General features: G+C 72.9%; 13 protein-coding genes and 1 pseudogene. 6 read left to right on the top strand and 8 right to left on the bottom strand.

Going from position 1 to position 18,524, the window contains the following annotated elements; all coding sequences use genetic code 11:
* The first annotated feature begins 35 nt into the window (after window positions 1-35).
* Window positions 36-1,043 carry a DUF1707 domain-containing protein gene (locus tag A6Q81_RS15935; RefSeq protein ID WP_067857066.1) on the top strand — a complete coding sequence of 336 codons (1,008 nt, stop codon included), beginning with the start codon at window positions 36-38 and terminating at the stop codon, window positions 1,041-1,043.
* 92 nt (window positions 1,044-1,135) lie between these two features.
* Here A6Q81_RS15935 and A6Q81_RS15930 read toward each other — a convergent pair whose 3' ends face one another.
* The 5 genes from A6Q81_RS15930 to A6Q81_RS15910 all read right to left on the bottom strand — a co-directional run bounded on the left by A6Q81_RS15930 (window position 1,136) and on the right by A6Q81_RS15910 (window position 7,358).
* A complete protein-coding gene (locus tag A6Q81_RS15930) occupies window positions 1,136-1,630 on the bottom strand; it encodes a beta-class carbonic anhydrase (protein ID WP_286691070.1) in 495 nt (164 codons plus the stop codon).
* Window positions 1,627-3,411 (bottom strand): MFS transporter, encoded by a 1,785-nt coding sequence (locus A6Q81_RS15925; protein ID WP_169795970.1) that lies wholly within the window; start codon window positions 3,409-3,411, stop codon window positions 1,627-1,629. The genes A6Q81_RS15930 and A6Q81_RS15925 overlap by 4 nt, the downstream gene beginning before the upstream one ends.
* A 3-nt stretch (window positions 3,412-3,414) precedes the next feature.
* Window positions 3,415-4,164, bottom strand: a complete 750-nt coding sequence (locus A6Q81_RS15920) for an LppX_LprAFG lipoprotein (RefSeq protein WP_286691069.1) — start codon at window positions 4,162-4,164, stop codon at window positions 3,415-3,417.
* Window positions 4,165-4,168: 4 nt separating this feature from the next.
* The gene (locus A6Q81_RS15915; protein ID WP_286691068.1) at window positions 4,169-6,637 is read right to left on the bottom strand and encodes a DNA gyrase/topoisomerase IV subunit A; all 2,469 of its coding nucleotides are present in this window, start codon (window positions 6,635-6,637) and stop codon (window positions 4,169-4,171) included.
* A 130-nt stretch (window positions 6,638-6,767) separates the two neighbouring features.
* Window positions 6,768-7,358, bottom strand: coding sequence for a hypothetical protein (locus tag A6Q81_RS15910; RefSeq protein ID WP_286691067.1), 591 nt, complete (start codon window positions 7,356-7,358; stop codon window positions 6,768-6,770).
* 115 nt (window positions 7,359-7,473) lie between these two features.
* Between A6Q81_RS15910 and A6Q81_RS15905 the strand changes: the two genes are divergently transcribed.
* Genes A6Q81_RS15905 through A6Q81_RS15890 form a run of 4 tightly spaced genes read left to right on the top strand, consistent with a single transcriptional unit; the run spans window position 7,474 to window position 12,529 of the window.
* Window positions 7,474-10,176, top strand: a complete 2,703-nt coding sequence (locus A6Q81_RS15905; protein ID WP_067857079.1) for a bifunctional acetate--CoA ligase family protein/GNAT family N-acetyltransferase — start codon at window positions 7,474-7,476, stop codon at window positions 10,174-10,176.
* Window positions 10,176-10,748, top strand: coding sequence for a DUF5998 family protein (locus A6Q81_RS15900; protein ID WP_067857083.1), 573 nt, complete (start codon window positions 10,176-10,178; stop codon window positions 10,746-10,748). Before A6Q81_RS15905 ends, A6Q81_RS15900 begins: the two co-directional genes overlap by 1 nt.
* The gene (locus A6Q81_RS15895) at window positions 10,745-11,854 is read left to right on the top strand and encodes an alkaline phosphatase family protein (protein ID WP_067857085.1); all 1,110 of its coding nucleotides are present in this window, start codon (window positions 10,745-10,747) and stop codon (window positions 11,852-11,854) included. The genes A6Q81_RS15900 and A6Q81_RS15895 overlap by 4 nt, the downstream gene beginning before the upstream one ends.
* Before the next feature lie 21 nt (window positions 11,855-11,875).
* Window positions 11,876-12,529, top strand: coding sequence for a thymidine kinase (locus A6Q81_RS15890; RefSeq protein ID WP_286691066.1), 654 nt, complete (start codon window positions 11,876-11,878; stop codon window positions 12,527-12,529).
* A gap of 12 nt (window positions 12,530-12,541) precedes the next feature.
* Here A6Q81_RS15890 and sepH read toward each other — a convergent pair whose 3' ends face one another.
* A complete protein-coding gene (sepH, locus tag A6Q81_RS15885; RefSeq protein WP_067857091.1) occupies window positions 12,542-13,546 on the bottom strand; it encodes a septation protein SepH in 1,005 nt (334 codons plus the stop codon).
* 103 nt (window positions 13,547-13,649) lie between these two features.
* On the opposite strand from sepH, the gene A6Q81_RS15880 reads away from it, so the two are divergent.
* The gene (locus tag A6Q81_RS15880; RefSeq protein ID WP_144433731.1) at window positions 13,650-14,270 is read left to right on the top strand and encodes a trimeric intracellular cation channel family protein; all 621 of its coding nucleotides are present in this window, start codon (window positions 13,650-13,652) and stop codon (window positions 14,268-14,270) included.
* 4 nt (window positions 14,271-14,274) lie between these two features.
* Here A6Q81_RS15880 and A6Q81_RS17405 read toward each other — a convergent pair.
* Together A6Q81_RS17405 and A6Q81_RS15865 are read right to left on the bottom strand one after the other, a co-directional pair.
* A pseudogene (locus A6Q81_RS17405) lies at window positions 14,275-17,621 on the bottom strand (proline dehydrogenase family protein).
* A gap of 1 nt (window position 17,622) precedes the next feature.
* Window positions 17,623-18,524, bottom strand: a 902-nt coding sequence (locus tag A6Q81_RS15865) for an MFS transporter (RefSeq protein WP_286691063.1), incomplete at its 5' end; no start/stop codon positions are given.

The following is an 18,524-nucleotide window of genomic DNA, read 5'->3' as shown; positions in this document are numbered from 1 at the left end:
CCGGAACCGGACGTCCGTCCCGCTACGCTGCCGCCGTGAGCGACATCAGCGACCCCAGCGGCGCCAGCCGCGGCGACCGTCGGCGGGCACGCCGGATGGTGGACGAGGCGTACGCGGAGGGTCGCATCACGGCCGCCGACCGGGCCCTGCGCCTCGAGCAGATCGACGCCGCCTCCACCAAGGGCGACCTCGCGATGGTCCTGCGCGACCTCGAGAGCCGCCCGCCGACGCCGACCTCGCCGGACCTGGGTGCACCGCCCTTCGGGATGCCGCCCCCGGTCGCCGACCTCGACCCGGTCGCCCCGCGGGACCTGCCGACCCCCTCGGCCCCGTCCCTGCCGCCTCCCTCGGCAGGTCTGCCAGCCTCGGCCGGGCAGGGTCCCAGCTGGGCGCCGCCCTCCTACGGCGGCTCCGGCTCGGGAGCCGCGGCGGGCCCGCAGCCCAGCGGGTGGACGACGGAGCGCAAGATCGGGTGCGGCGTCATCGCCGTCATCGCGGTCTTCCTCGTGCCGCTGATCGTCGCCGTCGTGGTGTTCGTCGGCGTCGCCGGCTCCATCGACGACGGCTTCGACTCCGGGTCCTCCGACGACGTCGGGCTCGCGGACGACGGCTACACCGAGAAGGACGGCGTGACGGTGCCCGACGCCGCGACGTGGTGGGACCTGCAGGTCGCGGACCTCGACGACGACGCCGGCGCGGCGACCGTCACCACGTACGACGTGCGCGACGGCAGCGGCACCGCCACGGTCGTCGACGGCACGACCGCCCGTCAGTGGGTCTTCCGAGGGGTCGAGTGGGAGCCGGTCGGCGAGCCGACCGGGCTCGACCCGGCGGCCTCACCCGTCGACCTGGCCGACGTCGCCCCGTCCGTGGTCCAGGACATCGTGGAGACGACGCTGCTCGAGGTGGGTCCGGACGCGTCGCCGGACGTGCAGCTGCACGTCGTCACGAGCGGCACCGAGCCGAGACTGGTCGTCGACGTCACCGACGGCTCCACGACCACACGCGGGACCTTCGGCCTCGACGGCACCCGCCTCGACTGACCACGGCTGCGGAGACGGTCCCCGCACGACGACGCCCTCCTCCCAGGCCGGGAGGAGGGCGTCGTGCAGTCGTCCTGGGGACGCAGGGGTCGTCAGACGACCTGCTCGAGCAGACCGGTGTCGACGTCGTAGATGAAGCCGCCGACCTCGACGCTGTCGGGGATGAGCGGGTGCGACGTCACGCGGTGCACGTCGGCACGGATCTGGCGCTTCTGGTCCGAGATCGGTCCGATCGACATCCAGGTGGCGTCGGTGCCGGTGCTGTCGGAGACCCGCTGGTGGATCTGCTCCTCGGTGGAGGAGGCCATCGCGCACCGCGTGTGCTCGACGACGAGCACGCGCTTGACCTGCAGCAGGTGCGAGCCGAGGACCAGGGCTACGAGCTCCGGGTCGTTGACGCGACCGCCGGGGTTGCGCAGGATCTTGGCGTCACCGGGCTGGAGGCCGATCATGCCGAGGGGGTCGATGCGCGAGTCCATGCACGTCACCATGGCGACGCCGGCACGCGCGATGCCGTCGAAGCCGGTGAGCGAGAAGGAGTCGGCGAAGGTCCGGTTGGCTGCGAGAAGATCGTCGAAGTCCGTCACACCGGCATCGTACCGCCGGTGTTTCGCGCCCGCCTGTTAGGTGCCTCACGCAACAACCACAGCGCGAGGACCGCTGCGACCGCAGCGCAGACGGCCGCCCCGACGAACACCGCGTGCAGCTGGGCGATCCCGGCGTCGCGCACCTCGTCGCGGTAGGCCTGGCACAGCTGGACCGCGCCCGAGCACACCTCCGATGCCGGGGGGATCTTCTCCGACGCCGCGTAGAAGGCGCGCAGGCCGACGGTCGTGAGCGCGGAGATGCCGATCAGCATGCCCACCATGCGCGCCACGATCAGCAGGGCGCTCGCCACCCCGTGCACCGCGTCGGCGGTGTGCTCGAGCAGCACCGCGTTCACCGGGGCGATCGCCAGGCCGAAGCCGAGACCCGCTGCGACGAGCGAGAGCGTCTCCCACCCACTCGCGAGCGACTGGGCGTCCCACGTCGCCATGTGCAGGAAGGCGAGTGCGCTCATCAGCATCGCCGCGGCGGTGATCCACGCGGCGGGCACGCGACGCAGCAGCCAGCCGCCCATCACCGCGCCGACGGGCAGGGCCACGAGGAACCGGACGAGCACCAGCGCGGCGTCGAGCTGGGAGTCGCGGTAGACGGTGAGACGGGCGAAGAACGGGATGTCGACGAGCGCCGCGATCAGGGAGGCGCCGACGACGAAGGAGACCACCAGCGCGCCCCAGGCGGGGCGGGACGCGAGGGCGCCGCGCGGCACGAGCGGTGTGGCGGCGGTCCGCTGGCGGTAGGCGAAGCCGGCCGCAGCCGCCGCGGCCACCGGCAGCAGCCAGGGGGCAGCGGGCGAGATCGCGCCCGACTCGGGCTCGGCCGAGGCGAACGTGATGATGACGGCGGCGAGCGCCAGCGTGAGCAGACCCGCGCCCACCAGGTCGGTGCTGCGCGCGACCTCGCCCCAGCTGCGCCACTGCACGAGCGGCCGTCGGGCGGTGGCCTGCCGCACCAGCAGAAGCGCCGCGAGCGCGTAGGTGACGAGCGCGACGGGTGTCAGCCACCGCGAGTCGCCGGTGACCGGCAGGAACGCCAGGCCCGAGGTGACGCCGGTGACGAGCCGCTGCGGCTCCAGCATCACGAGCGACAGACCGAGCAGCGAGAGGGCGAGGAGGCCGGCGCCCAGCAGGTCGGGGCGACCACGGTCGGTCGCCGTAGCTTCTTCCGTCGACGGGGCCGCGTCCCGCAGCCGCAGCATGACCGCGGCGAGCAGCAGGCCGACGGCGGCGTTCACCCAGAAGATGTCACGCCACGACCCGAACGCCAGCACCACCGCGCCGTAGAGCGGTCCGAGGACGCTGCCGAGCTCCTGCACCGCACCCACGACGCCCAGGGGGAGGCCGCGCCGCTTCGGGGGCCACAGGTCCGCGACCAGCGCGAGGGTCGGGGGGATGAGCCCGCCGCCCCCGACACCCTGCAGGAGACGTCCCGCGACGATGGTCTCCAGGTCGTAGGCCGCGGCGGTCACCAGGGACCCGACGGCGAAGACGACCAGCGACCCCAGCAGCACCGGCACCCGGCCGCGCAGGTCGGAGATCCGTCCGATGAGGGGCAGCACCCCGACGTAGCCGAGCAGGAAGCCCGAGACGATCGGGGCCGCGCGCTGGAGCTCGTCGACGTCGAGGCCGCTCGCCGACATCATGTCGGGCAGCGCGAGCACGACGACGTACGTGTCGGCCGCCGCGAACGCGATGGCCACCGCGGCCAGGCCGAGCAAGGTGCGCGAGGCCAGCCGGACGTCGCCGGGGCCGCGGGGTTCCGCCACGGGTCAGCGGCCGCCGGTCGCGGCGGGAGCCGTGATCGTGACGGGCTCGTCCGACGTGGCGAGCTTGACCGTGTAGGTGACCTTCGAGCCCTCGCCGTAGAACGGCCCGGTCATCTTGGCGTCGCGCAGCTCGTCCTCGTCGGTCAGCCGGTACGTGACCGTGAACGTCCCCTGCCGGGAGGCCGACGGGATGATGTCGGCCACGACCGAGCCGGGGAGCGTCCCGGTGACGGAGGTGAGCACGTCGCGGCCGTCGCGCGACTGGTCGCCCGTCTTCAGGTCCTCCGTGGAGGCGAGGATGCTCGTGAGACCGGAGTCGGGGTCGAGCAGGCCCGCCGGGTCGGGTGCCTTGAGCGACGCGGGATCGATCGTGAGGTAGCCCGGCGTGATGCCCGTGTTCGCGTAGACGGTGCCGTCGACGGCGATCACCTTGGCGGTCAGCGTGGCACCGCCGGAGGAGACCTTCACGTCACCCTCGAAGGCGGGGGAGTGGTTGCCCTTCCCCGTCGCGGAGAGCAGGCCGGACACGCCGTCCGGCACCGACGACGTCGTCAGCGAGACGTCGACCGTCTCGGCGTCGTCGATGGTCCTCTTGGCAGCGTCGAGCCGCTTCTGCACGGCGGCGGTGTCCGTGGAGCCGCCGTCGTCACCGCCGCCCGTGCAGCCGGCGAGCAGCACGGCGAGGACGAGCGCGAGCGGCAGCAGGGCCGCCCGGAGCGGCGAGATGGACGCGGTTCGGGTGAGAGGGCGCACGGCGTCAGTCTCGCACGACGGGGAGTCCCGGCAGGAGTGCCGCGGGCGACGCGGCGGCCAGCACGGGCTGGGCCACGGGCACGCCGGAGCCGTCGCGCCTGGGGTCCACCGCAGGCAGGTCGACCGGCGACCCGCTCGTGGCGCAGGCGAGGGGCACGCCGTCGCCCACCCACGCCAGGATCAGCCCGTCCTCGCCCTTCAGGAGCCGCTGGCAGCGCACCCCTCCCGTGGCGCGTCCCTTGGCCGGGAAGGCCGACAGGGGCGTGACCTTGGCCGCGCCCGTCTGCGTGCCGGGGAGCGCGTCACCGGAGCCGGCGATGGTGAGGACGTGCGCGGAGTCGACGTCGCCGACGACGCCGAAGCCGACGACGCGCTGTCCGGGTGCGAGCTTGACGCCGGCGACCCCACCGCCGCCACGGCCCTGGGGCCGCACCAGACCGGCCTCGAAGCGCAGGAGCTGGGCGTCGGACGTGACGAAGACGAGCTGTTCCTCGCCCGTCGCGAGCGGCGCGGCGCCCACCACGACGTCGCCGTCGGCGAGGCTGACGACCTCCCACGCGTCGCGGGTGAGGACGGGGTCGGGCTTGACCCGCTTGACGACACCCGCGCGGGTGCCCAGGGCGATCCCGGGCCCGTCGTCGGACAACGACATCAGCGTGATCGGCGCGGCAGGGGTCGACAGCAGCTCACGCAGCGGGATCCCCCCCTGCACGTGCGGCGCCGACGCGGTCGGCGGCAGCGCGGGGATGTCGAGGACGTCGAGCCGGTGGACCACGCCGTCCTGCGTCACGAGGCCGACCTGCCCGCGGGCCGTCGTCGCGACTGCGGAGACGATCACGTCGTGCTTCGCGCGGTTCCCGACGTCGCCGAACGGCGTCGCGTCGGTGGTGCGGGCCAGCAGGCCGGTCGCCGACAGCAGCACGAAGCACGGGTCGTCGGCGACCTCGAGCGACGCCGTGGCGGTGACGGTCTGGCCCGCGGACTCCAGGAGGACGGTGCGGCGCGGCGTGCCGAAGCTCTGGGCGACCTCGGCGAGCTCGTCGGAGACGACGCCGCGCAGGACGGTGTCGTCGCCGAGGATCTCCTCGAGCTGCTCGATGGTGGCGCGCAGCTCGTCGGCCTCCTTCTCCAGCTCGATGCGGGAGAACCTGGTGAGGCTGCCGAGCGTCCGGTCGAGGATGAAGTCGGCCTGCGCCTCGCTGAGGTCGAACACGCCCATCAGGCGGGTGCGCGCCTCGCCGCGGTTGTCGCTGCTGCGGACCAGCTGGATGACCTCGTCGATGTCGACGATCGCCACGAGCAGGCCCTCGACGAGGTGGAGCCGGTCGGCCGCCTTCGCCCGACGGAACTCGCTGCGGCGGCGCACGACCTGGAAGCGGTGGTCGAGGTAGACCTCGAGCATCTGCTTGAGGCCCAGCGTCCGCGGCTGCCCGTCGACGAGCGCGACCGCGTTGATCGAGAACGAGGACTCCATCGGCGTCTGCTTGAAGAGCTGCTCGAGCAGCGCCTCGGGCACGATCCCGTTCTTCACCTCGATCACGAGGTGCAGGCCCTTGTGACGGTCGGTCAGGTTCTTGATGTCGGAGATGCCCTGCAGCTTCTTGGCCTGCACGAGCTTCTTGATCGCCTCGACGACCTTCTCCGTGCCGACGTTGTAGGGCAGCTCGGTGACGACGATGCCCTTGCGACGGGGCGTGATGTTCTCGATCCGGGTGGTCGCGCGCATGCGGAACGAGCCGTTGCCGGTCGCGTAGGCGTCGCGGATGCCGTCGAGACCGACGATCTTGCCGCCGGTGGGCAGGTCGGGCCCGGGCACGAAGCGCATGAGGTCGTCGAGGTCGGCTCCGGGGTGCTCGATGAGGTGGCGCAGGGCCTGCACGACCTCGACGAGGTTGTGCGGGGCGATGTTGGTGGCCATGCCGACGGCGATCCCCGACGCGCCGTTGACCAGCAGGTTCGGCAGCGACGCCGGCAGGACGCTCGGCTCGAGCTCGCGGCCGTCGTAGTTGGGGCGGAAGTCGACGGTGTCCTCGTCGATCGACGCGGTCATGGCCTCCGCGGCGGCGTCCATGCGGCACTCGGTGTAGCGCATCGCGGCCGGCGGGTCGTCCGGCGAGCCGAAGTTGCCGTGCCCGTCGACGAGGGGCAGACGCATCGACCACGCCTGCACGAGCCGCACGAGGGCGTCGTAGATCGCGCCGTCGCCGTGCGGGTGCAGCCGACCCATGACCTCACCGACGACGCGGGCGCTCTTGACGTGGCCGCGGTCGCTGCGCAGGCCCATGTCGTCCATCGTGAAGAGCGTGCGGCGCTGCACGGGCTTGAGACCGTCGCGGGCGTCGGGGATGGCCCGCGAGTAGATCACCGAGTACGCGTACTCGATGTAGCTGGCATTCATCTCGTCCGTGATGTCGGTGTCGATGATGTGCTCGTCGAACTCCTCGGGGGGGCTCGGGGTGCTGCTGCGGGCCATGCAACCTCTCTCGATCACTCAGGAGCCGGAGTCCTCCGGCTTCCACTCAGGCGTCACCCATCATCCCTGGCCCGGCTCGCGCCCGGTGCGTCGCCACGCCGCACCGGCGCCTGGGGCGAGGTGACCGTCGTCAGCGCGGTGGCGCGTCGAGCGGCTCGTCGACCAGGGTGCCGTCCGCGCCGATGCGCCAGGTCGGCCTGAACCGTGCGTACTCGGCGGGAATCGCGTCGTACTGGCTCCACACCTGCGCGAGGGTGTCGACGAAGCACCGGTAGCCGTAGCGGTCCGCGAGGTAGGGCAGGCCGAACGGAGACAGGAGCGGTGTGTACGTGTCGAAGGCTGCGGGCGTGTGCTCGGGGATCTTCGCGAGCGACGTCGAGAGCCGCTTCATCCATGGCTCGACCTCTGCTTCGGTGGCGTGGGCGGCGTACCCGCGGACCGCCGTGAGACGAAGGTCGTGCAGCATCTTCTCCCGCTTGATCGCTGCCAGGAAGAAGTCCCCCAGGTCCTGCTCCTCGCATCGAAGGACGAGCGCCTTGAGGACCTGGTTGCGTGTGAAGAGGTCCCTCGTCGCCCAGTAGAGCTCGACGAGGAACCCTCGATCGACCTCGTCGATCGAACTCCGGTGGATCTGCGCGACGGCCTCACGGTAGCCGGGAGCGCGCTCGATGCTGCCGGCCCCTCGCCGCACCATGACCCGCAGCGTTTCGATGGGTGTCACGGTCGGCCTCTCGTAGGGGACGCACTGATGGACCTCGGCCCCGGCGTGTCGTCGTGGGAACTCTACGGCGCTCGGGTGGAGCGAGGACGCAGCAGCCGACCGGTAGGTTGGAGCAGTGCACCGAGAGCCCACGACCTACGAGGACGGACGACCGCCGTCGTGGGACGCCGACGTCCTCCTGAAGGACGGTCGCGTCGCGCAGTTGCGGCCGATCACGCCCGAGGACACCGACGCGTTCGTCGCCTTCTACTCCCGGGTCTCCGACGAGTCGAAGTACTACCGGTTCTTCGCCCCGTACCCGACGCTTTCGGCGCGCGACGTCGAGCGGTTCACGCATGTCGACCTCGACCGTCGCGTCGCGTTCGTGCTCACGCTGCACGACGACATCATCGGGGTCGGGCGCTACGACGCCACCAGCGACGACGAGGCCGAGGTCGCGTTCCTGGTGGAGGACGCGCACCAGGGTCGCGGGGTCGGGCAGCTGCTGCTCGAGCACCTCGCGCAGGCGGGTCGCGAGCGCGGCATCAAGCGGTTCACGGCCGACGTCCTGCCGAGCAACAACCGCATGCTGCAGGTCTTCCGCGAGATGGGCTACTCCGTCGAGGGCGTCGTCGAGGACGGCGTGCAGCAGCTCTCGTTCCGCATCGACCCCACCGACTCCGCCGTGGGCGTCATGCGCTCGCGCGAGCAGCGTGCCGAGGCCGCCTCGATCGAGCGGATCTTCGCCGCGCGCAGCATCGCCGTGGTCGGCGCGAGCCGCCGCCAGCGCTCGATCGGCCAGACCATCGTGCGCAACCTCGTGCTGGGGGACTACCAGGGCAGCGTGTACGCCGTGAACAGCCAGGCGGAGGCCGTGTCGGGCCTGCCGGCGTTCAAGAGCGTGAAGGACATCCCGCACGAGGTCGACCTCGCGATCGTGGCCGTGCCGGCGGAGTCGGTCAACGACGTCGTGCTCGACTGCGCCGCCAAGGGCGTGCACGGGCTCGTCGTGATCTCGGCCGGCTTCGCCGAGGAGGGCCCGGAGGGTCGCCAGCGTCAGCGCACCCTGCTCGACCTGTCCCGCTCCTACGGGCTGCGCCTGGTGGGTCCCAACTGCCTCGGCGTCATCAACACCGCACCCGCCGTCCAGCTGAACGCCTCGCTCTCCACCGCCATGCCGCCCCAGGGTCGCGTGGGCTTCTTCTGCCAGTCCGGTGCGCTCGGCACGGCGATCCTGGAGTCGGTGTCGCGGCGTGGTCTCGGCCTCTCGACGTTCGTCTCCGCCGGCAACCGCGCCGACGTCTCCGGCAACGACCTCCTGCAGTACTGGCAGGAGGACGACGACACCGAGGTCGTGCTCCTCTACCTCGAGTCCATCGGCAACCCGCGCAAGTTCTCGCGGATCGCCCGACGCGTCTCGGAGTCCAAGCCCGTCGTCGCCGTGAAGTCGGGTCGCTCGACGCAGGGCGTCCCGGTCGGCCACGCCGTCAAGCGCAGCACCGCGCCGCAGGCGGCCGTCGACGCCATGTTCCGCCAGGCGGGGGTCGTGCAGGTCGACACGCTCGAGGAGATGTTCGACGTCGGGCAGCTCGTCGCGCACCAGCCGCTGCCGCGCGGCAACCGGATCTGCGTCGTCGGCAACTCCGACGCCATGGGCCTGCTGGTCGCCGACGCGGCCACCGCCACCGGCCTGCAGGTCGCCGACTCCGTCCCGCTCGGTGCCGACGCCGGCGCCGACGACTTCGAGGTCGCCATCGAGACGGCCCTCGCGTCCGACGACATCGACGCGCTCATGGTCGTCTACATCCCGCCGCTCAACACCTCCGGCGAGGAGGTCGCGAACGTGCTGGCGTCGATCGGCGAGCAGTCCGACAAGCCGATCGTCTCGACCTTCCTCGGCACCGAGGGCATCCCCGAGCTGCTGCGCGTCCCCGACGTGCAGGGTGGCTCGGCCGGACGCGGCTCGGTCCCGTCGTACCCGGCCCCGGAGTCCGCGGTCCGCGCCCTGGCCCGCGTGGTCACGTACGCCGAGTGGGCCGCCCGCGACCACGGCGAGTTCCGGGCTCACACCGACATCCGCACGGGCGACGCCCGTGCGCTCGTGCGCGACGTCCTCTCGCACGCACCGCGGGGCGCGATCCTGTCGACGGAGCAGGTGCACGCGCTGCTCGCCTGCTACGGCATCGACCTCTGGACGTGGATCAACGTGCACGACCCGGAGGAGGCGATCGCCGCGGCCGAGCAGCTCGGCTGGGACGTCGTCCTCAAGGCCGGCAGCGAGCACCTGCGCGCACGCCCCGACCTCGCGCACATCTGGCGCAACATCCAGGACCGCCAGGACATGACCGAGGCGTGGGACCAGCTGACCTCCTGGCCCGGCATGCGCGCCGACACCCGGTTCTTCGTGCAGCGGTCGGCACCGGCGGGCATCCCGCTGTCGTTCACGGTCACCGAGGACGCCCTCTTCGGCCCGCTCGTGTCGTTCGGCCTGGCCGGCGCGTCGAGCGAGCTGCTCGGCGACCGCGCCTACGGCATCCCCCCGCTCACCGACGTCGACGCCGAGTCGATGATCCAGGACCTGCGGTCCGCGCCGCTGCTCTACGGGTACCGCGGGTCGGAGCCGGTCGACACCGCCGCCATCCAGGACGTCATCCTGCGGCTGGCGGCGCTGAAGGACGACCTCCCCGAGGTGGCCGAGCTCGACCTCGAGCCGGTGCTCGTCCACGAGGGCGGGCTGACGGCGCTCAGCGCGCGCGCCAAGATCGTGCCCGCCACCGACCGGCGCGAGGAGCGGTACGTGCGACGACTCAGCACCCCGAGCAGGGATACGCTGGCCTGATGCGACGCGAGCGCCCCGCCGGCCCGAGCTCGGACGTCTTCACCGAGATCGCCCGCAGCGGCTACTACCCCGACATCGTCACCGCCGGTCTCCGTGACGCCCTCGCCGGCGAGGACGTCCTCGCGCACGTCGTGCACCACGAGCCGACGTTCGAGCGCGACGAGATCCGCCGTCACATGACCGTCCTGGTGATGACGCCGTCGCGCGTGGTGCTCGTGCACACCGACGAGCACCCGCCGGACGACCTGCTCCCGAAGCCCTACACCTCCACCACGAGCGAGGCGGTGTCGATCCACCGCATCCGGTCGGTGGTCGTCACCCGCATGGTCGCGACGTCGGGCAAACTCGAGGAGGCCGTGGTCACGATCGGCTGGGGTGCCGTGTCGCACCTCGACCTCGAGCCGGCGCAGTGCAGCGACCCCGACTGCGACGCCGACCACGGCTACACCGGCAACCTGACGGGTGACGATTTCTCGCTGCGGCTCAGCTCCGCGGCCGACGGCGGCGCGGCGGTGGAGCGACTGCTGGAGTTCGCGCGGCGGCTCTCGGCCGCCACGAGCGGCACCGCATGAGCCGACCCGGACCCGCGGGCCGCCACGGACTGCACGAGGTCATGACGTCCGCCGCGGCCGTCGTCGCCGGACCCGACCTCGGCTTCCACGACACGCTCGGCCTTCCCGAGGCGCGCCGCTACGTCGTGCTCCTCGTCGACGGGATGGGGGAGCAGCTGCTGCGCGAGCACGCGCACCTCGCGCCGTTCCTGTCGTCCCTGCCCTCGGTCCCCGACGTCGTCTGCGGCGTGCCGTCGACGACCGTCACGAGCCTCACGTCGCTCGGCACCGGGCTGCGCGCGGGATCGCACGGCGTCGTCGGCTACACCTCACGGGTGCCAGAGACAGGCCGTCGGTTCAACGCCCTCGCCTGGGACCAGCCGGTCGACGCCCAGCAGTGGCAGCGTCACCCCACGGTGCTCCAGCGTCTCCACGAGGCGGGACTGAACGCCGCCAGCGTCAACGAGTCGCGCTTCGAGGGCTCCGGTCTCACGCTCTGCAGCCAGCGTGGCGCGCCGTTCCACGGGGTCGGCTCCGTGTGGGAGCGTCTCGACGTCGTCGCCGACGTCGTCGAGGACGCCGACCGCTCGCTGGTCTACGCCTACGAGTCGCGGCTCGACCACGCGGGCCACGCGCACGGCTCGACGTCGCAGGAGTGGCGCGACGTGCTGGTCACGGTCGACCGCGAGACGGCGCAGCTGCGCGACCTCCTGCCCGACGACACCGTGCTCCTCGTGACCGCCGACCACGGCATGGTCGACCTGCCGGCCGAGGGCCGGTTCGACGTCGCCGACCGTCCCGACCTGCTCGAGGGTGTCGACCTGCTCGCCGGGGAGGCACGGTTCCGGCACCTGTACACGGCGCGTCAGGAGCGCGAGGCCGTCGCCGAGCGCTGGCGGGCCGCGTGCGGCGACCGGGCGGTGGTGCGCACCCGCGACGAGCTCGACGACTGGTTCGGCCCCCTGGCTCCGGAGGTCGCCGGACGGGTCGGCGACGTCGTCGTCGCCGCGCTCGGCGACTTCGGGGTCTTCAGCACCGACGACTTCCCGCTCGAGATGCGCATGAAGGGCTTCCACGGGTCGGTCACCGAGGCCGAGCTGCGGATCCCCGTGCTGCTCGCGACGTGACCCCGCTGGGAGGATGAGCCCGTGGCCGACCTGATCTTCTACTCCGGCACGATGGACTGCGGGAAGAGCACCCTCGCCCTGCAGCTCGACCACAACCACCGGGCCCGCGGGCGGGTCGGACGCGTCTTCGCCTCGCACGACCGCGCCGGCGAGGCGACGCTCTCCAGCCGGCTCGGCCTGTCGGTGCCGGCCACCGAGGTCGAGGAGCACCTGCACTTCTGGGAGCACGTCGTCGACGAGCTGACCCGCGGCGGACGCATCGACTACCTGGTGTGCGACGAGGCGCAGTTCTACACGCCCGAGCAGGTCGACCAGCTCGCCAAGATCGCCGACGAGCTCGACATCGACGTGTTCTGCTTCGGCATCCTCACCGACTTCCGGACCCGGCTCTTCCCCGGAGCCGCCCGGCTGGTCGAGCTCGCCGACCGGGTCCTGCCGCTGCAGGTCGAGGCGCTGTGCTGGTGCGGGGAGCGCGCCACGCACAACGCCCGTACGGAGGACGGCGTGATGGTCACCGAGGGCGAGGTCATCGTCGTCGGCGACGTCGACGACCCCGAACGACCGACCCCGTCGGTCGGCTACGAGGTGCTGTGCCGGCGCCACCACCGTCGGCGCATGACCGCAGCGACGGCCAAGGCCGCGGCGCTCTCGCCCGACGTCCTGCCGTTCCCCTGAACGGCGGGGCCGCTACTCCGGTCGGCCGCCGAACATGATCTCGTCCCAGCTCGGCACCCGCCGACGCTCGGGGCGCTTCTTGCCCCGCGGGGCGACGGTGTCGGGGACGGCCACGTGCTCCTCGACGTCGTCGTCAGCCTGCGCGACCTCCGGCTCGGGTGCCTCGCTCGGGGGCTCGTCCCGGCCCTGCGGCTCGTCACGACGCTGGGCAGGACGCACCGGCTCGGCAGCGGGCTCGTCGGTGAGGGAGAGCTGCTCCATGGCCCGACGGTCGCGGGCCTCCTTGAGCGAGTGCACCAGCGCGTGCGGCGCCTCGTCGGGCAGGTGCACGAGCAGTTGCTCCTCCGGCTCCGCCTCGGGGGCCGTCGGCTCCTCGACCCGCTCCTCGTCGGCACGCAGCGCGTCGGCGATGGCCATGTCGGTCGCCTCCGGTGCGGCGACGTCGCCCACGAGCAGGCGGGCGGCCTCGTCGTCGGGCAGGACGTAGCGGCTCTTGGCGTCGAAGCAGAACCGGGCCGGCTCGAGCGCGTCGGGCGCGAAGACCTGCACGGTCCAGCGACCGTCCTCGCGTCGCCACGCGTCCCACGCAGCCTCCTCGGGCACGCCGCCCTGGGCCGCGACGCTCTCGTCGACGGCCGCGCCGAGCAGCACGCCCGGTCCGGCGGCGTGGCGGCGACGGATCGTCGTGGTGCGGGCCTGCTCGGCCATGTAGGCACGTTCGGCGAGCACCGGGGTCGCGAAGCCCTCGATCTGCTCGGTGGGCACGCCGGCGGACTCGGCGACCTGGTCGGGGGACTCGCCGCGCCGGATCCGGGTCTGGATCTCGCGCGGGGTGAGGCTGCTCTCCATCGTGATCTCCATCTGGCCGTGGGCACGGCCCCGGGCACGGGGGGAGGCCTCGACGAGGGCGGCGAGCCGCCGGTCGACGGGCACGCGGAACAGCTCCGGTCGACCGGGCTCGCGCAGGACGAGGTACCGTCCGTCGTCGCTGAGCCGATCGGGGCCGAGTTCGCGCATCGAGCGTCCTCCCACTGGTTGCACTGCCATCGTAGGCGTCCGTCGAGGCCCCGCTGCGGCGACACGCTCGCCCGCCACCGGGGCGACGTCCTAGGCTCTCGGTGTGCCCGAGGTGTGGATCGTGACGCTCGACCTGGTCGGGATCGCGGTGTTTGCATGCACGGGCGCGATCGTGGCCGTCCGCAAGGAGCTCGACGTCTTCGGCGCCGCAGTGCTGGGACTCGTCACGGGCCTCGGCGGCGGCGTCCTGCGCGACGTGCTCATCGGTGCCGTGCCGCCGGCGGCCCTGCTGGACTGGCGCTACCTGCTCGTGCCGGCCGTCGCGTCGGTGGTGGTCTTCGCCTTCCACCCGACGTTCGGACGCCGGGAGTCCCAGATCACCGTGCTCGACGCGGTCGGAGCGGCGGTGTTCTGCGTGGCCGGCGGGGTCAAGGCCGCCGAGTACGGCCTCGGGGTCCTGCCCGCGGCGCTGCTGGGCATGGTCACCGCGATCGGCGGCGGGATCCTGCGCGACGTGCTCGCCGGGCGGGTGCCCGTGATCTTCCGCGAGGAGCTGTACGCGACACCGGCATTCGCCGGCGCGCTGCTCGCCGTCCTCGCGCACGGGGCCGGCCTCGGCTGGTGGGCGTACGTCGGCGCCGGGGCGCTCTGCGTCGGCTGGCGCCTCCTGGCCCTCTGGCGGGGCTGGCGCGCACCCCTGCCGCCGGGCCTGCAGCAGGGCTGAGACCTCAGGAGCGGGGCAGCACCCGGTCGAAGGCGGGGTCGTGGTTGCCGAAGCGGTGCGCCGTGATCGTGACGGCCTGCTCGCGCACGAACGGCAGCAGCTCGACCCGGCCGGACCACGTGACCTCGTCGGCGTGCACGGCGACGTCGGGGTCGCCCTCGACGGCCTCCGCGAGCGGTCGGGCGAGGGACGGGTCGAGCAGGCGCACCACGCCCGGCCGCTCGCCGGCCATCCGACGCAGCCACGCCTGCGCGTCCTCGACGACGTGGTCGTCGGCGAGGCCGTCGGGCAGCGGCACGGGGGAGGAGACCGTGACGGTCGCACCCGAGCGACGGGCGGCCAGCAGCACACGGGCGGCCAGGACGAGGTCGTCGCCCAGCCGCACGTGGACGCTGCCGGCGCGGTACCGGAACACGTTGCGCTCGACGCCCAGCCCGCTGACGTCCTTCTCGCGGCCGAACTCCCGCTGCCAGGCGACCTCGTCGGACCCGGCGGCGGCGCGCAGCTGGGCCAGCGGGTCCTGGAGCACGTGCGGGGCGACGGCGTCGAGCAGCGCGCCGACCTCGGGCGCCAGTGCCACGTCGTCGGGCACGTGGCGCAGGGGTCGACGGTGCCAGGTGCCGAGGTGGCAGAGGTAGTTGGGCCCGCCGGCCTTGCTCGTGGCACCGACCTTGGAGCGCTTCCAACCGCCGAACGGCTGACGCTGCACGATCGCGCCGGTGATGCCGCGGTTCACGTAGAGGTTGCCTGCCTCGACGGTCTCGAGCCAGCGGTTGACCTCGTCGGGGTCGAGGGAGTGGATGCCGGCGGTGAGGCCGAAGTCGGTGGCGTTCTGCCACGCGATCGCCTCGTCGAGGTCGGCGGCGTGCATGAGGCCGAGCACCGGACCGAAGTACTCGGTTCGGTGGTACGTGCTGCCCGGCTGGACGCCGACCTTGACGCCGGGCGACCAGAGCCGACCGGTCTCGTCGAGGCGACGGGGCTCGACGAGCCACTCCTCGCCCTCGCCGAGCACGGTGAGCGCGTCGAGCAGCTTGCCCGTCGGTGCCTCGACGACGGGTCCGACGGAGACGTCGGGATCGTCCGGCCAGCCCACCTTCAACGACGTGACCGCGTCGACGAGCTGGCGACGGAACCGCTCGGACGTCGCGACCGAGCCGACGAGGATGCCGAGGCTGGCGGCGGAGCACTTCTGCCCGGCGTGCCCGAAGGCGCTCTTCACGAGGTCGGCCACGGCGAGGTCGAGGTCGGCGCTGGGCGTCACGACGAGCGCGTTCTTGCCGCTCGTCTCGGCCATCAGCGGCAGGTCGGGCCGCCAGGAACGGAACAGGGCGGCGGTCTCCCAGGAGCCGGTGAGGATGACCCGGTCGACCGACCGGTGGGACACGAGCGACTGGCTGAGCTCGCCCTCCTCGAGGGTGACGTAGCGCAGCACGTCGCGCGGCACGCCTCCCTGCCAGAGCGCCTCGACCATCACGGCCGCGCAGCGGGGGCTCTGCGGCGCGGGCTTGATGACGACGGCGCTGCCGGCGGCGAGCGCGGAGACGACGGAGCCGCAGGGGATGGCGACCGGGAAGTTCCACGGCGGCGTGACGACGGTGAGGGCGACCGGCTCGAACCGTGCGCCGTCGACCACCTCGAGCCGACGCGCCGACTCGGCGTAGTAGTGGGCGAAGTCGATCGCCTCGCTCACATCCAGGCGCGCACCTCGGCGCCCCGCGCAGCCCAGTCGCGACCGGCCTCGCGAGCACCGACCACGAGCGTCTCGAGCGAGGCCGGACCGTGGACCCGGTTGGTCTCGATGGTCGACAGGCCGACCTGCGTGTACGTGGAGCGCGACAGCGCCTGACGTCCCCACACCCGGTTGCCCGCTGTGGACGGGTCGGTGTCGGGGGTGTTGGAGAAGCCGTCCGTGTGCGCGTGCACGTGGTGGTCGGTCGCGTCGGTGCGGCGGTCCTGCACGCGGTGCGGCGGGGGCACGACGTCGTCGAGGGCCTTGACGGAGTCGAGGAAGCGGCTCGCCTCCCGCTCGAAGGCCTCGGGGTCGTCGGCGAGGTCGAACGCGGCCGACATGAAGTTCTCGGGGCTGGCGTTCTCCTCGAGCCGGCGGACGAGGTAGGAGATCGCGACGTCGAACTCGTCGGGGTGCACCACTGGCGTGTACAGCAGCAGGGCACCGACGTCGTCGCGGACCGCGGCGACCGGGCCGGCGTCCATGCCGAGCAGCATCTCGACGTCGACCGCGTCGCGCACGCCGCGGTCGCCGGCGAGCAGCCAGGCGTAGGCGACGTCGAACAGGTTCTGACCGGCGACGCCGATGCGGACGGCGTCGACCCGCTCGGGCGTGAGCGCCCAGCGCAGCACCCGCTTGTAGTGGGTGTCGGTCTCCTGCTTGCTGCCCCAGGTGGCCAGCGGCCAACCGTGGAGGGTCGCGTCGACACGCTCCATGGCGAGGTTGGCGCCCTTGACGACGCGGACCTTGATGGCGGCGCCGCCCGCCTCGCGCCGGGCCCGTGCCCAGCCCTGCAGACGCTGCATCGCGGAGAGCGCGTCGGGCAGGTAGGCCTGCAGCACGATCCCCGCCTCGAGCTGCGGGTGCGCCTCGAGCACGCGGGTGAACACCGCCACGGTGAGGTCGAGGTCGCGGTACTCCTCCATGTCGAGGTTGATGAACGAGCCACGCTCGGCGGCCACCTCGTACAGCGGCTCGAGCCGCTCGACGACCCGGTCGACGGTCTCGTCGAAGGCCCACATCGACAGCTGGCTGGCCACCGCGGAGACCTTGACCGACACGTAGTCGACGTCGTCGCGGCGCAGCAGCTCGAGGGTGCGGTCGCGGCGGCGCACCGCCTCCGCCTCGCCCAGCACGGCCTCGCCGAGCAGGTTGAGGTTGAGCCGGTCGTCGCGCCGACGCAGCGTGGCGATGGCGCGGCCCAGCTTCTCGGGACGTGCGTCGACCACCAGGTGGCCGACCATGCGTCGCAGCGTGGCCCGTGCCGTCCGGACCACCAGGCCTGGCATCAGCACCGACACGACGGCGCCGAGGCGCAGCAGGAACCGCTGGGTCCAGGGCAGGAACGTCGGCAGCGACCGCGCCAGGTCACGCAGGTTGCGGGCCGCGACGTCGACGTCCTCGGGTCGGACGACGCGGTCGACGAAGCCGATCGTGAAGTCGAGTCCGGCCGGGTCCTTCAGGAGCGTCGCGAGGCGTCGAGCGGCAGGGTCGCTGCGCCGCTTTCCGGTGGTGGAGACCCACCGTCGCACGAGCGCGACGGCTCGCTCGTCCAGCGGGGCGTCGTCGAGCAGGGCGTCGGGGGGCGGTGCGGCGGAGGTGCTCATCTCCCGGAACAGCCTAGTCCGCGACGGCACCGGGCACGAGGGCACGGTCGGGTCGGGGCGGCGGTCGGAACCACCAGGCGACGGCCGCCGCCGCGAGGCCTGCCACGAGGGGCACGGCGAACCCGGCGGAGGCACCGAACCGGTCCACGACGGCGCCCGCGACGGCGGCGCCGGGTGCGACCCCGACGGCCAGACCGGTGCTCGTCCAGGTGAGCGCCTCGGTCAGGCGGCTCGGCGGGACGTACTCCTCGACGACGCTCGTCGCGGCGATCATGGTCGGGGAGATCATGACGCCCGCCAGGAAGAGTCCGGCCGTGAGCCAGGGGGTCGTGGGCGCGAGGAGCAGCGGCGCGAACAGCAGACCCAGGACGAGGACGGTCCACCGCAGTCGCGCGACGGCGTCGGCCGGCGCGGGCAGCGCCCCGATGACGACACCGGCGAGCAGGCTCCCGGCAGCCCAGACCGCCAGCACGAGCCCGGCCGCCCCGCGCTCTCCCTGGGCCTCCGTGAAGGCGACGACCAGTACCTCGGTCGAGCCGAAGAGGACGCCGATGCCGACCGCGGCCACGAGCACGGGGCCGAGCACCGACCAGCCCATCGCGACGCGCGGACCGGTGCGGTGACCGCCGGCGGGCGGCTCGGTCGCGGTCTGCGCGGCGAGCGCCCAGCTGCCCAGCGTCGCGGCGGCGGCAGCGGTCGCGAGGCCCGCGACGTCGGCCACCTGGAGGGTCAGGAACGTGACGAGCACCGGCCCGACGATGAACACGGCCTCGTCGATGACCGCCTCGATGGCGAACGCCGTGGTCAGGAGCGGCCGGTCGTCGCGCAGCAGGTGGGTCCAGCGGGCCCGCACCAGCGACCCGGTCTGTGGCGTGAACACCCCGGCCACGGCAGCCGCCAAGTGCGGCAGGGGAG

Origin of the sequence: Aeromicrobium sp. REDSEA-S38_B2 (assembly GCF_001628525.1) — a bacterium.
In the GTDB taxonomy this organism is placed as follows: Bacteria; Actinomycetota; Actinomycetes; order Propionibacteriales; family Nocardioidaceae; genus Aeromicrobium; species Aeromicrobium erythreum.
The sequence above is the reverse complement of the archived record's forward strand: the minus strand, read 5'-3'. Positions and strand labels throughout refer to the sequence as shown.

Bases quoted from the DNA above. Each gene is read 5' to 3' on its own strand.
- A6Q81_RS15895 (WP_067857085.1), top strand. From the start codon at position 10,745: ATGAGCCGACCCGGACCCGCGGGCCGCCACGGACTGCACGAGGTCATG.
- sepH (WP_067857091.1), bottom strand. From the start codon at position 13,546: ATGCGCGAACTCGGCCCCGATCGGCTCAGCGACGACGGACGGTACCTC.
- A6Q81_RS15900 (WP_067857083.1), top strand. From the start codon at position 10,176: ATGCGACGCGAGCGCCCCGCCGGCCCGAGCTCGGACGTCTTCACCGAG.
- A6Q81_RS15915 (WP_286691068.1), bottom strand. From the start codon at position 6,637: ATGGCCCGCAGCAGCACCCCGAGCCCCCCCGAGGAGTTCGACGAGCAC.